Raw genomic sequence first — 13,730 nt, forward strand, 5'->3', positions numbered from 1 at the left:
TCAGCCCTTCGTCGCGCCGGCGGTGAGCCCGGAGACCACGTACTTCTGCACGAACAGGGCGATCAGCATGATCGGCAGGGTGACCACGGTGGCGGCGGCCATCAGCCCGCCCCAGTCGATGCTGGCGTAGCCGACGAAGTCGAAGATCGCCACCGGCAGGGTCTTGGTGTCGGCGCCGGAGAGCACCAGGGCGAACATGAAGTTGTTCCAGGAGAAGATGAAGGACAGGATGCCGGCGGTGGCGACGCCGGGCACGGACAGCGGCAGGGTGATCCGCCGGAACGCGCCGATGTGGGTGAGCCCGTCGACCAGCGCCGCCTCCTCCAGCTCGGTCGGCAGGCTGTCGAAGTAGCCCATCATGATGTAGACCACCAGCGGCAGCGAGACGAACATGTGGCTGAGGATCAGCACGCTGAAGCCGCCAACCATCTTCAGGTTGGAGAAGACGTAGTACCAGGGCACCAGCAGCGAGACGCCGGGGATGACCCGGGCCATCAGCACCACCAGCGCGGACTTGCGCATGTTGAACCGACTCATCGAGTACGCGGCGGGCACGCCCAGCAGCAGCGACGCCACGGTCGCGGCGAACGCCACCCACAGGCTGTTGCCGATGAACTGGACGTAGTTGGCCTGCTTGAGCACGGTGGCGTAGTTGTCGGTGGTGGGCGAGAAAACCAGCGCCTTGCCGGTGTCGTAGATGTCGACGTTGGTCTTGAACGACGCGGCGATCATCCAGAGCAGCGGCGCGAGCAGCGCCAGCACCACGACGGCGAGCGCCACCACCCGGAACACCCGGTAGGCGGGACGGGGCTTCATCGCTGCGCCTCCTTGCGGCGGGCGGTCAGGGCCCACATCGACCCGATGATGATCAGGAAGAAGATGATGAGGACGGTCGAGGAGACGCCGTACTCGTTGTAGTCAAAGCTGAGGCCGTAGGCGTACACGTTGAGGGTCTCCACCTCGTGGAAGGAACCGCCGCCGCGACCCTTGGTGGCGTAGAGGATGTCGAAGGTCTTCAGCGCGTCGATGCCGCGCAGCAGGATGGCCACGATCACCGTGGGCATCAGCAGCGGCAGGGTGACGTGCCGGAAGCGCTGCCAGGTGCTGGCACCGTCGATCCGGGCGGCCTCCTGCGGCTCCTCGGACAACGAGGTGAGCCCGGCGAGCAGGATCAGCACCACCATCGGCGTCCACTGCCATACGTCGATGAAGATGGTGGTGGGCAGCGCCGAGTGCTGCCCGGCGAGCCACGGCTGCGGTCCGATGCCGACCCAGCCGAGCACCTGGTTGGCCAGGCCGATGTTGGGGTCGAAGATGAGCCGCCACATCATGCCGACGGCGACCGGGGTGGCGACCAGCGGCATCAGGATGGCCACCCGAACCCACTTCTGGCCGCGGAACGGCCGCCACAGCAGCAGCGCGACCGCCATCCCGAGGACGACCTCGAAGAGCAGCGCGACGACGGTGAACGTGGCGGTCCGCCCGACGGCGGGCCAGAACCGCTCGGTGTCCGAGAGCACGTCGAGGTAGTTGCGGAAGCCGACGAACTCGCTCTCGGCGCGGACGGAGCCCTCGGCGTCGGTGAGGCTGAGGTAGCCGGTCCAGGCCAGCGGGAAGACGATCAGCGCGGCGACGAAGATCATCGCCGGCGCGGCGAAGAGCCACTTGCGGTGCTCGTTGGCCCAGCGCGCCCAGCCGGGCGTGTCGGGCGTTTCCGAGGCGCCGCCGGGCGCTCGGGCGGGGGTGGTGACGGTTGCCATGGGATCTCCGGGGGTGGGCGGGCCGACGGGTGACGCGGGTGGTGGGGCCGGCCGACCCCACCACCCGCGCGCGGCTTACTTGGCCTCGTCGTCCAGGAACTTCTGGAACGCGGTGTTCGCCGTGTCGGCCGCGGCCGCGGCGTCCTTACCGGCGATCGCGTCGACGATCGGCTGGCCGACGATCTCGCGGGCCTCGGCGACCTTCACGACCAGCGGCCGGTCGTGACCCACGCCGTCCTTCGTGCTGGCGGCGATGGCCTCGACCAGGTCCTTCGGGTAGGTCGCGGTGCCCTCCGGGTTGGCCCAGACGGAGGTACGGGCGCTCGGCACGCCGGACTTCTGCTGGGCGAGGGTCTGCTGCTTGCCGGTGGCCCACTCGATGAACTTCCAGGCGTTGCTCTTGTTCTTCGAGCTGTCGTTGATGCCCAGCGCCCAGGAGGGAATGTTGTACGGCTTCGAGCCGGCCGGGCCGGCCGGGAACGGCGCGAAGCCGACGGTGTCGGACACCTTGGACTTGGCCGGGTCGGTGGCGTTCTTGTAGAGCGAGTCGGCCTCGGTGTAGAAGGCCGCCTTGCCCTGGGTGAAGATGGCCATCGCCTCGGGCCAGCTCATGTCGGTGCTGACGTTCGCCGGGCCGTGCTGCTTGATGAGCCCGCCGTAGTAGGCGTACGCCTGCTTGGCGGCGTCGCTGCTGACGGTGGCCTTGCCGCTGCCGTCGACGAAGTCACCGCCGAAGCTGTAGAGGAAGCTGGAGAACTGGGTGACGGCCGGCGACTTACCGGTCCGGGCGACGAAGCCGGCGACGCCCGGCTGGGCGGCCTGGATCTTGGCGGCGGCGGCCTTGAGCTCGTCGAGGGTCTTCGGCGGGGCGCTCAGGCCGGCCTTGGCGAGCAGGTCCTTGCGGTAGTAGAGGACCTCCTGCTCGGTGATGATCGGGACGCCGACCGGCTTGCCCTGGTACGAGGTGGCCTCCACCGGCCCGGCCTGGAAGTCGGCGAAGTCCCAGTCCTTGTTGGACTTCACCTGCTCCGACAGGTCGGCGAGGTACTTGTTCTTGGCGAACAGCTTCCCCTCCTGGAGGGGGCGGTACATCATCACGTCGATGTCGGACGAGCCGGCGTTCAGCTTGACGTTGTACTGGTCGGAGAGCTGGTCCTCGCCGAGCTGGGTGATCTCGACCTTGAGCCCGGTCTGCTTCTCGAACTCGGGCAGGGCCTGCTTGATGTTCTCCGTCCACACGTGGTTGGCCAGGGTGACCCGGACCGTCTTGGACGCACCGCTGTCGTCGCCACCGCCGCCGCAGGCGGACAGGCCCATGGCGACAACCACAGCCAGAGAAGTTCCGAATATCGATCGACGCCGCACGTCCATCTCCTTCTGTCGTGGCCGCCGCCCGGGGGGGAGGAGCGCCACATCGTTGTAACGTCCGCTTAACGACGGGATGCTAGGCCTAAAAAGCGGACTTATTCAAGAGGTGATCTCCAACTGATATGCTCCGAAGCGTGGATCAGTCCTCTCCAGGGGTCGCACCCGCCCAGCACGCCCCTGCCGAGGCCGGGCTGCACGCCCGCGTGCTCGACCACCTCGGCACCGCCATCTGCGGCGGCGAGGTGGCCGCCGGCTCCGTCCTCAACATCGACGACCTGGTCGAGCGGTACGCGGTCTCCCGCTCGGTGATCCGCGAGGTGCTGCGGGTGCTCGCGTCGATGGGATTCGTCGAGACCCGGCGCCGGGTCGGCGTCATGATCCGCCCGGCCGAGGCGTGGAATGTCTTCGATCCGCAGGTGATCCGCTGGCGGCTCGCCTCCGCCGGCCGGATGGGGCAGATGCGGTCGATCACCGAGCTGCGGACCGCGGTCGAGCCGCACGCCGCCTGGCTGGCCGCCGGCCGAATCGACCACGACGAGGCCAGCGACCTCGTCGGGCTCGCGGCCAAGATGTGGGCCGCCGGCAAAGCCGGCGACGAGGAGCGTTTCCTCAGCCTGGACATCGAGTTCCACCGGCGGGTGCTGGCCGCCTCCGGCAACGAGATGTTCGTGAAGCTCCAGGAACTGGTCGCCGAGGTGCTCACCGGCCGGCATCACTACCACCTGATGCCGCACCACCCGTCCGAGCAGGCCCTGCAACTGCACGCCGACGTCGCCCAGGCGATCCAGCGACGGGACGGCGAGCGGGCCCGGGAGGCCATGGTGCGCATCATGGAGCAGGCGTTCGACGAGATGAAGTCGATGTGGGAGCAGACCGGCGAGCCGGGCGCCTGAGCTGACCTCCCCCACACAGCTCCTGGAGTCGTCGTAGGCGGCCCGATGAGCGACACCTCGGCCAGCCGGGCGGGGATCGTCGGCGTCGGTGTGGACCATCGGGAGCAGGTGGACGAGTTGGTCGACCGGTCGTCGCACGATCTTCACCAGAAGCTCGCCGTACGCTATTGATGATCTCAGCTACGTCGATGTATATCTTCTGTAGTTCGCCGCCACGACCCGGCGATCAGACACAGAGGAGCCCGCGTGCCCACTCGTACCCTCCGCCGCGCCGCCCTGACCCTCGGCGTCGCGGCGGCCGTCCTGGCCACCTCCGTGACCACCCCCGCGTACGCCCGCCCGGAGGTCGGCTCGCCGGCCGCCGCGACCACCGCCACCGCCGCGGTCTTTCCGATCACCGACGGGCTGGCCCGCCAGCTCGCCGGCTCACTCGCCGACCCGGCCGTGACCCGGACCGTCGTCTCGGCCGCGCACGGGTCGACCGACCTGCTCACCGTCCCGTTCGCCGGCCGCGCGCTGTCCCGCGCCGCGCAGGCCGCCAACCAGCGCGTCCTCGCGGCCAAGGGGCTGCCGGCGACGTCCGGCTCGGTGCTGCGGCTCCGGCTGGCGCACCCCGACATGCGGGCTGCCCTGCTTCGCGGGGAGGCACCGGTGGTGGCGGCGACGCCGACCGACGACGTCCCGGCCAGCGTGACCGCGTACGACCGGACGGGCGCCACCGTGCTGCTCGACGCGACGCGGCTGCCCCAGCGGCCGGTGCTGCTGGTGGAGGTCGACACCACCCGGGCGCTGTCCCTGGGTCTGTCGGTGATGCGCGCCGAACTGGCTGGCCGGGGCGTCGTGGACAGCGCGCGGAGCGCTTCCACGGCGACGACGGCATCCGGGTACTGGGCCACCAAGGTCAACGCCGTCCGGCTCAACGACGACATGGAGCCGTGGATCAAGGGCGATGCCGAGATCTACAGCGTCGTGGCCGGGTTCGGGCTGGACGGCAAGCCCAAGGTCGACCTGGTGCAGATGCCGTACCTCAACAACGACGGCACGACCTACTACCCGAACCAGCTGCTGGTGCACTTCTCCGCCTACAAGTACAACCTGGCCGACGCGGTCATGATGGAGGACGACGGCGACACCAACTACCAGGCCCTGGCTGCGGCGATCGCCAGCGCGCTGCTGGTCATCGTGGACGGCGGGGCGTACCAGCCGCTCGTCAGCGCGATCCTCAACGCCATTCCGACCTCGTGGTACACCGACGACCCGGACTACGTGGACTCCTGGTACACCCTGTCCACCGGCAGCAGCGGCCGGCTCTACGGCGCGGCCGGCAACGGCTGGCTCGACGTGGTGCCCTACTTCGTCGAGCAGTTCTGACCGCTCGCTCCTGTACGCAACGCGTCGGCCCGCCCCGCAGGGGGCGGGCCGGCCCGCTTCCGCCCTCATGACACGTGCCGGCCGGGTCAGGCGCCGCGGGGCACCGGCTGGGCCAGCGCCCCGATGTCCGCCGGCAACTCCGACATCGCGTCCTCGAACTCCCGATGCCCGACCACCCGGTGCAGGGTCTGCAGGACGGCCCGCGCCCCCCGCTCGGCCACCCCGTCCGGCACCGCGGCGCGCTCCGCCACCCGGCGCAGGAACTCGTCGTACCCGAACGCCTGCGGCTCCTCCGGGCGGGCCCGGGCCAGGAACGGGCGCAGCTCGTGCGCGACGTGGTCGGTCAGGTCCGCTGCCTGGCCGCCGCTGATCCGCTCCGCCAGGGTGCGCAGGGTGGCCTCGGTCAGGGCCTGCGCCGTCTCCGGCGGGACGCCCGCCCGGGCGGCCACCTTGTCGTAGAACTCCAGCTCAGCCATGCTCCGTCCTTCCCGTCCCGGAGACCGCGTGGCTACCCGCAGCCACCGGCCGCAAACGGGCGGGCGGCGGGCGTGACGCAGCCCCTGGCCTACGTGCCGATCCGGCGTGGTTCCATCCGGGTCGCCGCCGGCCCCGTCAGCTGCCAGAACTCCTTCGGCAACTGGGCGACGGAGTCCTCGTACTCCTTCGCGCTGACCGCGTCGCGCAGGGTGTCCAGCACGGCCGACACCCCGACGTTCGCCGTCTGGAGATCCACCGCGGCGCGTTGCTGCACCCGCTCGAAGAACTCGGGGAGCTCGAACGGCTCGGCGTTCTCGTCGGGTTTGCGTAGGTCTCCCCGCAGCTCCTCGGGAAGCTGCGCGGCGAGATCCCGGGCCTGGCCGCCACTGAGCCGCTCGGCCAGCGTCGCGAGCGTGGCACGGGTGATCGGCTCGGCCAGCGTCGACGACATCTTCGGTCGGGTCGCCACCGACTGGATGAACTCCGCGTACTTCACCTCGGACCCCCTCCTGCCGCGAATGCTGCGTCTACCCGCGCACCCAGGGGTGAAACGGCGGCCGCCGCGTCAGTGGCCCGGGGCCTCCGCGGCGCGCGCCGCCGCGACGATGGCCCGCACCCCGATCCCGGCCTGTTCCATCAACTGCGTCGGGGTGCCGGAGGTGGGTAGGCCGCGTACCGCCAGGTGCGTCACCCGCACCGGCTCGCCGAGGTCGGCCAGCGACTCCAGGACCGCCGAACCGAGACCGCCCTCCGGGTAGTGGTCCTCGACCACCAGCAGCCGACCGCCGGTGCCCCGGACGGCGTCCAGCAGCCGCTCCCGGTCCAGCGGCTTGACCGAATAGAGGTCGATGACCCGGGCCTTGATCCCCTCGCGGGCCAGCTCGTCGGCGGCGGCGAGGCAGTTGTGCACCGTCACCCCGGCGCCGATCAGCGCGATGTCGTCGTCATCACCGCCGCGGAGCAGCTTGCTGCCGCCGACCGGGAAGGCGTCCTCGTTGTCGTAGAGCACCGGGTACTTGCCCCGGGTGATGCGCAGGTAGCTGACGCCCTTGCGGTCGACCAGCTGCGCGACGAGTGCGGCGCACGACACGGCGTCGCTGGGATACACCACCGTGGACCCCTGCACTGCCCGCATGGCCGCCAGGTCCTCCAGCCCCATCTGCGAGGGACCGTCCGGCCCGATCTCCACCCCGGCGTGCGACCCGGACAGCGCGAGGTCCGCCCGGGAGATTCCGGCCATCCGGATGAAGTCGTAGGCGCGGGAGAGAAACGCCGCGAAGGTCGCGGCGAACGGCCGGTAGCCGCGCACCTGCAACCCGACGGCGGCGGCGACCAGTTGCTGCTCGGAGATGAACATCTCGAAGAACCGGTCGGGGTACGCCTCGCCGAACTTGTCGGCGCGGGTGGAGTCGCTGACCTCGCCGTCGAGGGCGACCACGTCCGGCCGGCCGCCCAACGCGCGCAGCGCGTCACCGTACGCGTTGCGGGTGGCCACCTCCGCCCCCTTGTCGTACCGGGGCATGGTGAGCGGCTCGCCGGCCGGGGCGGCGGCGGGCGGCGCGGGCTCGGGTCGCGGCCCGGTCACGCGGATCCGGCGGACCCCGCCCAGGGCGTCCACGGCCCGCTCGGCCATGTCGGGCTTCAGCGGCTTGCCGTGCCAGCCGGGCTGGTTCTCGACCTCCGGTACCCCCTTGCCCTTGACCGTCCGGGCGAGCACCACCGTCGGGCCGGTCGCCTGCCGGGCCTGGCCCAGCGCCTCGTCGATGGCGGCCAGGTCGTGGCCGTCGATGACGAGCGCCTGGCAGCCGAACGCCTCGACCCGCCGCCGGTAGGTGTCCAGGTCCCACTCCAACTCGGTCGGGCCGCGTTGGCCGAACCTGTTGATGTCGACGATCGCGGTGAGGTTGCGCAGGCAGTAGTGACCGGCTTTGTCCAGCGCCTCCCAGATGGAGCCCTCGGCCATCTCGCTGTCGCCGCAGAGCGCCCAGACGTGGTACGGCAGGTGGTCGAGGTACCGGCCGGCGAGCGCGATCCCGACGCCGACGGGCAGTCCCTGACCGAGCGAGCCGGTGGCGACGTCGACCCAGGGCAGGATCGGCGTGGGGTGTCCCTGCAGCCGCGACCCGAACTGGCGGTAGGTCTCGACCAGTTCCTGATCGGTGATCGCACCCACCGCCTTGAAGACCGCGTACAGCAACGGCGAGGCGTGCCCCTTGGAGAAGATCAGGTGGTCGTTGGTGCGACCGCGCGGGTCAGTCCAGTTGTACCGCAGGTGCCGGGAGATCAGCACCGCGAGCAGGTCGGCGGCGGAGAGGCTGGAGGTCGGGTGCCCGGAGCCGGCCCTGGTGCTGCACCGGATCGCGTCCACCCGTAGCTGGGCGGCGAGCTCAGCCAGTCCGGCGAGCTCCTCCTCGCGCAGGGTGCGCTCTGCTTCCATCGTCACCGGCCCCACCTCCGCACACACCGTAGTCAGGGCCGAGAGTTTTTATCCGTTAACTACTGATTTGTCACTCATCGCGGAACGTCGTCAACCGGCGCCCGGCCGAGGGCGGCGCGGCCGGGAGCGGACCAGCCAGCCCGCCACCGCCAGGTACGGCAGGGCGGCCACCGCGAAGGCGACGGCGTGGCCGGCCGCGCCGGCCAGCACGGCGTACCCGCCGTAGAACGCGATGATGGTGAGGTCGGTCGCCATGCCGGCCGCCGAGGTGACCGTCGCCCGGCCCGGCCCGGAGATCCGGGCCTGCAGGCGCACGTCCGCGAGCACTGTGGCGAGCTGGAACGCGGCGAAGGCGACCGCGAGCAGCCCGAAGCCCGCCGGGTGGCCGACCAGAGCGCCGACGGCCAGCGCCGACGCGGCGAGCACCAACAGGCCCGCGTACCCGCGGGTGGTCAGCCGCTCCCCCGCCGGGGCGAGCAGCCCACCGGCGGTCATCCCGGCCCAGAGCAGCAGGAGCAGCGGCGGCACCGCCGCGGCCGCGACGCCGGTATCCCGGGCCAGCAGCGGGGTGTACTCGTCGAGCCCGCCCCAGACGGCGGTCACCGCCGGAACGAGGAGCAGGGCGCCGCGTACCGCGCGGTCGGCGCGGGCCTCGGTCAGCCCGGCGCGCAGGGCGGCCAGCCACCCCGACTCGTCGTCGCCGTCCGCCCGGTCCGGGCCCTCCGCCTCGGCCCGGCCCTCCGGCGCGCCCGGCCCGGCGAGCACCGGGGACGCGGCGGGCCCCGCCGGCGGGTCCTGGGGGACCACCGGGGAGGCGGCCGGCTCGGGGACCACCGGGGAGGCGGCGGGCCGCGCCGGCCGGTGCTCGGGGAACCGGGTCGCGACGACGGCGGCGAGCAGGCAGGCGACGACGCTGGCCGCGGCCACCCCCGGGTAGCCGCCGACGGCGAGGACCGGCCCGGCCAGTGCCCCGGAGCCCGCCGCGCCCAGCACCTCGGCGGTACGCGCCCGGCCCATCAGGCGGGCGTAGCGGTCGGTGGCGCCGAGCCGGTCGAGCTCGGTGAAGACCAGCGCCTCCAGCGCCCCGGAACGCAGCGCCCCGCCGGCGCCCCAGAGCAGGAAACCCACGACGAACGCCGGGTAGGAGGGGGCGAGCACCCAGCAGGCGAAGCCGGCGGCGGGCAGCAGGGGCGCCAGGACGAGCAGCAGCCGCCGGGAGACGGCGTCGGCCCACGCCCCGGAGGGCACCTCCAGGACGATGCCGGTCGCCGACCAGATCACGAAGAGCGAGGAGATCTGCCCGACCGACAGGCCGGTGTCGCTGAACAGCAGCACGTACACCGGGTAGAGCAGGACGAGGTCGGTGAGGAACGCGTAGCCGTAGAGCGTGGCCGCCAGCCGGCGGGGCGCGGGTACGCGCGCAGGAGAGATGATCATGAGGCCTTCCCACGGGGACGGAACGGACACCGGACGTACGGCGTCCGCGGCGGCCCGCGGCCTCGGCTCTCAGGACAGGATCAACATCGCCAGGTCATGCGCCGATGCTAACGCCCGTCGGGGCGGTCCGGAACAGGCGTCGGGGTGGGACCCGGCTGGGCCCCACCCCGACGCGCAACAGGTCAGCGGCGGAACTTCTCCACGTCCCCCTGCGGGATGACCATCGTGGACTCGTTGTCCACCGCCTGCTCGGCGGCGGGCTGCCGGGGCGTGGTCGGCTGGGTGCGCTCCGAGTCGCCGTACGGCGGCACCGGCTGGGTGGGCTCCGCCGCGCCGTACGGGGCGACCGGCTGGGTGAGCTCGGCCTCCGCGTACGGGGCGACCGGCTGGCTCAGCCGGGCCTCGACGTCCCGTCGGCCGGCCTGGTACGCCCGGGCGTGCGTGGCGATGGCCTGCGACTCCTGCTCGGCGCGGGTCAGCCAGTTCTCCCAGCGGCTCTGCATCGGCCGGACCAGCCCGCCGCCGACGCCCACGACGAGGATGCCGCCGATGGTGGCCAGCACGGCGATCAGCACCGGGGTGGTCACCGCGGTGGCCACGCCGATCTGGTTCAGGGCGGCGATGACGCCCAGGCCCAGGATGAACACCGAGGCGATGTTGGCGAGCACCCGGCCGTAGGACAGGCCGCCGAGGGCGCTGGAGATGATGTCCTTGACCGCCTTGGCGATCGCGGCGGCCACCACCACGATGACGATGGCGACGAACGCGCGGGGCAGCCAGGCGATGACGCCGGCGATCAGGTCCGAGATCGGGTTCGGCCCCCAGATGCCGAAGGCGAGCTGGAGGGTCACCAGCAGCACCCCGTAGTAGGCCAGCTTCGCGACGATGTCGCTGGCGTCGTACTTCGACCGGGCCAGGGCGGTCTTGATGCCGCCGCGCTCGACGGCCTTGTCGAAGTGCACCCGCTCCAGGACCTTGTCCACGATCTTCAGCACGGCCTTGGCGATCAGCCAGCCGACCACCAGGATCGCGATGAAGGCGACGGCCTTGGGCAGGAACAGCATCACCGAACGGAACGCGTCGCCTACCGCGTTCCCGAAGTTGTCTTTCATCGAAGGGCCTCCACACGCGGATTCAGGTCGGTCCGCCTGGGACCTACCCGAACGCCGCGCGCGGGAAACGCGGTCAGCCCCGCCGGCAGCGGTAGCCGACCTCGGTGCCGGCCTGCACCGGCGACGGCTCGATGATGTTGACGGTGGCCGTCTCCTTCGTCGCGCCGACCCCGCTGAACGTCCACTTGAGGGTCAGCAGGACGGTGCGCTGACCACGGCCGACGCGCTCGCTGAGCAGGCTGCCGGGGGCGGCGTCAGACCGGAACCACTGGAAGCGCAGCACCCCGCCCCGGCCGTTGGTGCGGACGGTCGCCACCACGTCGACGGTGACGTCGCACCGGTCGCCGGCCGGCTGCGGCACGGCCACCGTCACGCCCTCGACCTCCAGCGGGCTGATCCGCTGCCACAGGTAGAACCCGACCGCCACCAGCAGGACGACGGTGAGCAGGGTGGAGAGCACCGAGACGACGCGGCGCCACAGCGGGCGGGCCGGCGCCGCCGCGGGCCAGGCGGGGGCGGCCGGCGGGGTGGCGGGCACGCCGGGCCCGAAGCGGACCTCGCCGCCGGGCGCCGGCTGGGACCGGCCGGTCGCGGCCCGCCCGTCGGCCGTCACGCCGGGGTACGCCGAGGTCGCCCCCGCCGCCGGGTACGCCGAGGTCGTCCCCGTGGCGGGATGCGCCGGACCGAGGTGGACGGTGGCGTCGGCGCCGCCCAGGCGCACGGTCGAGTCGGTGGCGTCCAGGTGCACGGTGGCATCGGGCGCGCCGAGGTACACGGTGGCATCGGCGGGGCGCAGGTGCACGGTCGCGTCGGTGGCGTTCAGGTGCACGGTGCTGTCGGTGGCGCCGAGCGTGCGGGTGGCGTCCGGGTCGACGGCCGCGGCGGGCAGCGGCACCGCCCGGGTGGGCAGCGCCTCGGTGGGCTCCTCCGACCGGGTCACGCCGGCCAACTCTTCATCATGGTGGTGAACCTCCTGACAAAACCCACGTCAGCTCCTAGCCCGGAGTGCAGAAGTACTGGAGCGTCACATAAACCGGTGACGGCGAGGTGGTCGTGTTGCCGGCGGCGTCGACGGCGGTGACGTAGATCGGGACACGGAAATAGCCCTTCGGCGCAGGCAAGTCCTTCAGGGTCCCGCGAAACAGATTGCGCCCTACCCAGCTCATCCGCACCGTCGAGGTGGTTCCGTCCTGCAGGGTGTAGCGGAAGCTCACCCGCAGCGCATCCGCGCTGGTGCGGTCGTCGGTGACGGTGGCGGAGACCGTGCTCGACGTGGGGCCGTACAGGCAGCCCTTCGGTTCGATCTGGGTCGGGTTGGCGCTGACGCCGCCGACCGTCGGGGCGGTGACGTCGGGCGGGGGCGGCGGTGAGGTGGTGGTGGACGGCCGGGGCGCCGGGGCGGTCGTGCGTACCGGGGAACGGGTGGGTGCGGCGGACCGTGACCGGCTCGGCGTGGCGCTCGGGGACGCGGTCGCGGCGACCGTCGGGGTGGCCGACGGTGTCGGCGTGGCGCTCGGCGGCTCCACCGGGGTCTCGGACGCGGTGTCGGTCGGGTCGACGGCGGGCGGGCTGGTCGGGCCACCCGCGACGGCGGGCTCGCTGCGGGAGGCGTAGCTGTAGCCGGCGCCACCCACCAGCAGCGCCGCGACCAGCACCGCACCGGCGAGCACGGCGGTCCGCCGGCGGCCCTGCCGGAACGCCGACCGGCGCACGCCGACCGTCTCGCCGAGGACGGTGCTGGCCAGGCTGGTGGCGCCGCCGGACCCGTCCGGGAACGGCCAGAGCGCGGCGAGCAGGGCCGCCCGGCGGACCAGCTCCCGCACCCCGCGCTCCTCCCAGTCCGCGCCGTACGCCCCGGCGGCCACCCGCTCCAGCACCTCGAGGAAGACATGGGCGGGCTGCGGCCGGTCGGCGGGCTGCTTGGCCATGCCGTGGCGCAGCAGCTCGTGCACCGGCGCGGGCGCCGGGTCGGTCGGGATCGGCGCGGTGGCGTGCTGCTGGCGCAGGGTGAGCAGATCCCGGCCGTCGTACGGGGGGTGGCCGGTGAGGCATTCGAAGAAGGTCGCGGTGGCGGCGTAGATGTCGCAGGCTGGGCTGGCCGGCGCGCCGGTCCACTGCTCGGGCGCCATGTAGCGGGGGGTGCCGGTGACGGTGGTGTCGGAGCCCGCACCGACCGGCATGGCGATGCCGAAGTCGGCGAGCTTGCTCAGGCCAGCGCCGCTGACCAGCACGTTCTCCGGCTTGTAGTCCCGGTGCACGACGCCCCGGGCGTGCGCGGCGGCGAGCCCGGCCAGGGAGCCCTTGAGGACGCAGAGTGCCGACTCCGGTGTGGTCGGGCCGTGGGCGCGCAGCATCTGCCGCAGCGACACCCCGTTGACCAGTTCCATCACGATGGCGGCGCCGTCGGGCGACTCGACGTACTCGTAGAGCCGGGAGACGTGCGGGTCGTCGATCTCCCCCAGCAGCCGCGCCTCGGACCGGAACGCGGTGCGGAACGACGGGTCCTCGCCGACGCTCTTGATGAGGTACTTGATGGCGACCGGGGTGCCGGTGTCGTCGTGGGTGGCGAGCATGACGCTGCCCGACGCGCCGGCGCCGAGTCGACGAACCGGCGTGTAGCCGGAGAGTTGCCAGCTGGCGCTCATGCGACGGACTCCACGGCGATCCAGGGGCGGCCGTCGGTCACGGCCCCGCTGATCATTGTGGTCCCGCCGGGGCGGTCGTCCATCGGCGCAACGGCTGCTTCCGGCACCCGGACGTCGCCCCACGACCGGTCGTGGCGGCGGTGCGGGGCGCCGGCGTGGGGCCGGCCGGGCGAGGTGGACGGAGCATGGTCGGTTACGGACACGCCGCCACTGTTAGCAGACCCCGGCAA

13 protein-coding genes are annotated in these 13,730 nt (G+C 72.2%); 3 read left to right on the plus strand and 10 right to left on the minus strand.

All coding sequences use genetic code 11. From position 1 onward, the window contains the following. The 3 genes from OG799_RS10825 to OG799_RS10835 all read right to left on the minus strand — a co-directional run bounded on the left by OG799_RS10825 (window position 1) and on the right by OG799_RS10835 (window position 3,077). Window positions 1–816 carry a carbohydrate ABC transporter permease gene (locus OG799_RS10825; RefSeq protein WP_406044896.1) on the minus strand — a complete coding sequence of 272 codons (816 nt, stop codon included), beginning with the start codon at window positions 814–816 and terminating at the stop codon, window positions 1–3. Continuing rightward, entirely contained in the window at window positions 813–1,760 is a 948-nt protein-coding gene (locus tag OG799_RS10830; protein ID WP_406044897.1) for a carbohydrate ABC transporter permease, read from the minus strand. The genes OG799_RS10825 and OG799_RS10830 overlap by 4 nt, the downstream gene beginning before the upstream one ends. A gap of 75 nt (window positions 1,761–1,835) precedes the next feature. Then, entirely contained in the window at window positions 1,836–3,077 is a 1,242-nt protein-coding gene (locus OG799_RS10835; RefSeq protein ID WP_406044898.1) for an ABC transporter substrate-binding protein, read from the minus strand. Window positions 3,078–3,262: 185 nt separating this feature from the next. On the opposite strand from OG799_RS10835, the gene OG799_RS10840 reads away from it, so the two are divergent. From OG799_RS10840 to OG799_RS10850, 3 genes are all read left to right on the plus strand, one after another. Then, complete coding sequence (locus OG799_RS10840) at window positions 3,263–4,021, plus strand: FadR/GntR family transcriptional regulator (protein WP_406044899.1); 759 nt, start codon at window positions 3,263–3,265, stop codon at window positions 4,019–4,021. 45 nt (window positions 4,022–4,066) lie between these two features. After that, entirely contained in the window at window positions 4,067–4,192 is a 126-nt protein-coding gene (locus OG799_RS10845; protein WP_406044900.1) for a hypothetical protein, read from the plus strand. Window positions 4,193–4,267: 75 nt separating this feature from the next. Next, a complete protein-coding gene (locus OG799_RS10850) occupies window positions 4,268–5,392 on the plus strand; it encodes a DUF3103 family protein (RefSeq protein ID WP_406044901.1) in 1,125 nt (374 codons plus the stop codon). 86 nt (window positions 5,393–5,478) lie between these two features. On the opposite strand, the gene OG799_RS10855 is transcribed toward OG799_RS10850, so the two are convergent. The 7 genes from OG799_RS10855 to OG799_RS10885 all read right to left on the minus strand — a co-directional run bounded on the left by OG799_RS10855 (window position 5,479) and on the right by OG799_RS10885 (window position 13,500). Then, on the minus strand, window positions 5,479–5,868 hold the full coding sequence (locus OG799_RS10855; RefSeq protein WP_406044902.1) for a DUF2267 domain-containing protein: 390 nt from the start codon (window positions 5,866–5,868) through the stop codon (window positions 5,479–5,481). Window positions 5,869–5,957: 89 nt separating this feature from the next. Continuing rightward, the gene (locus OG799_RS10860; protein ID WP_406044903.1) at window positions 5,958–6,365 is read right to left on the minus strand and encodes a DUF2267 domain-containing protein; all 408 of its coding nucleotides are present in this window, start codon (window positions 6,363–6,365) and stop codon (window positions 5,958–5,960) included. A gap of 69 nt (window positions 6,366–6,434) precedes the next feature. Further along, a complete protein-coding gene (locus OG799_RS10865; RefSeq protein WP_406046260.1) occupies window positions 6,435–8,306 on the minus strand; it encodes a transketolase in 1,872 nt (623 codons plus the stop codon). A gap of 90 nt (window positions 8,307–8,396) precedes the next feature. After that, window positions 8,397–9,743 carry an MFS transporter gene (locus OG799_RS10870; protein WP_406044904.1) on the minus strand — a complete coding sequence of 449 codons (1,347 nt, stop codon included), beginning with the start codon at window positions 9,741–9,743 and terminating at the stop codon, window positions 8,397–8,399. A 182-nt stretch (window positions 9,744–9,925) separates the two neighbouring features. Then, window positions 9,926–10,855 carry a mechanosensitive ion channel family protein gene (locus OG799_RS10875; RefSeq protein WP_406044905.1) on the minus strand — a complete coding sequence of 310 codons (930 nt, stop codon included), beginning with the start codon at window positions 10,853–10,855 and terminating at the stop codon, window positions 9,926–9,928. A 73-nt stretch (window positions 10,856–10,928) separates the two neighbouring features. Then, the gene (locus OG799_RS10880; RefSeq protein ID WP_406044906.1) at window positions 10,929–11,795 is read right to left on the minus strand and encodes a hypothetical protein; all 867 of its coding nucleotides are present in this window, start codon (window positions 11,793–11,795) and stop codon (window positions 10,929–10,931) included. 55 nt (window positions 11,796–11,850) lie between these two features. Continuing rightward, a complete protein-coding gene (locus OG799_RS10885; protein ID WP_406044907.1) occupies window positions 11,851–13,500 on the minus strand; it encodes a protein kinase domain-containing protein in 1,650 nt (549 codons plus the stop codon). Window positions 13,501–13,730: the final 230 nt, after the last annotated feature.

It is taken from the genome of Micromonospora sp. NBC_00898 (assembly GCF_045207895.1).
In the GTDB taxonomy this organism is placed as follows: domain Bacteria; phylum Actinomycetota; class Actinomycetes; order Mycobacteriales; family Micromonosporaceae; genus Micromonospora.

Coding starts and splice junctions, on each gene's coding strand:
- OG799_RS10825 (WP_406044896.1), bottom strand. CDS start 816: ATGAAGCCCCGTCCCGCCTACCGGGTGTTCCGGGTGGTGGCGCTCGCC.
- OG799_RS10835 (WP_406044898.1), bottom strand. CDS start 3,077: ATGGGCCTGTCCGCCTGCGGCGGCGGTGGCGACGACAGCGGTGCGTCC.
- OG799_RS10870 (WP_406044904.1), bottom strand. CDS start 9,743: ATGATCATCTCTCCTGCGCGCGTACCCGCGCCCCGCCGGCTGGCGGCC.
- OG799_RS10865 (WP_406046260.1), bottom strand. CDS start 8,306: ATGGAAGCAGAGCGCACCCTGCGCGAGGAGGAGCTCGCCGGACTGGCT.
- OG799_RS10885 (WP_406044907.1), bottom strand. CDS start 13,500: ATGAGCGCCAGCTGGCAACTCTCCGGCTACACGCCGGTTCGTCGACTC.
- OG799_RS10875 (WP_406044905.1), bottom strand. CDS start 10,855: ATGAAAGACAACTTCGGGAACGCGGTAGGCGACGCGTTCCGTTCGGTG.
- OG799_RS10845 (WP_406044900.1), top strand. CDS start 4,067: ATGAGCGACACCTCGGCCAGCCGGGCGGGGATCGTCGGCGTCGGTGTG.
- OG799_RS10855 (WP_406044902.1), bottom strand. CDS start 5,868: ATGGCTGAGCTGGAGTTCTACGACAAGGTGGCCGCCCGGGCGGGCGTC.
- OG799_RS10830 (WP_406044897.1), bottom strand. CDS start 1,760: ATGGCAACCGTCACCACCCCCGCCCGAGCGCCCGGCGGCGCCTCGGAA.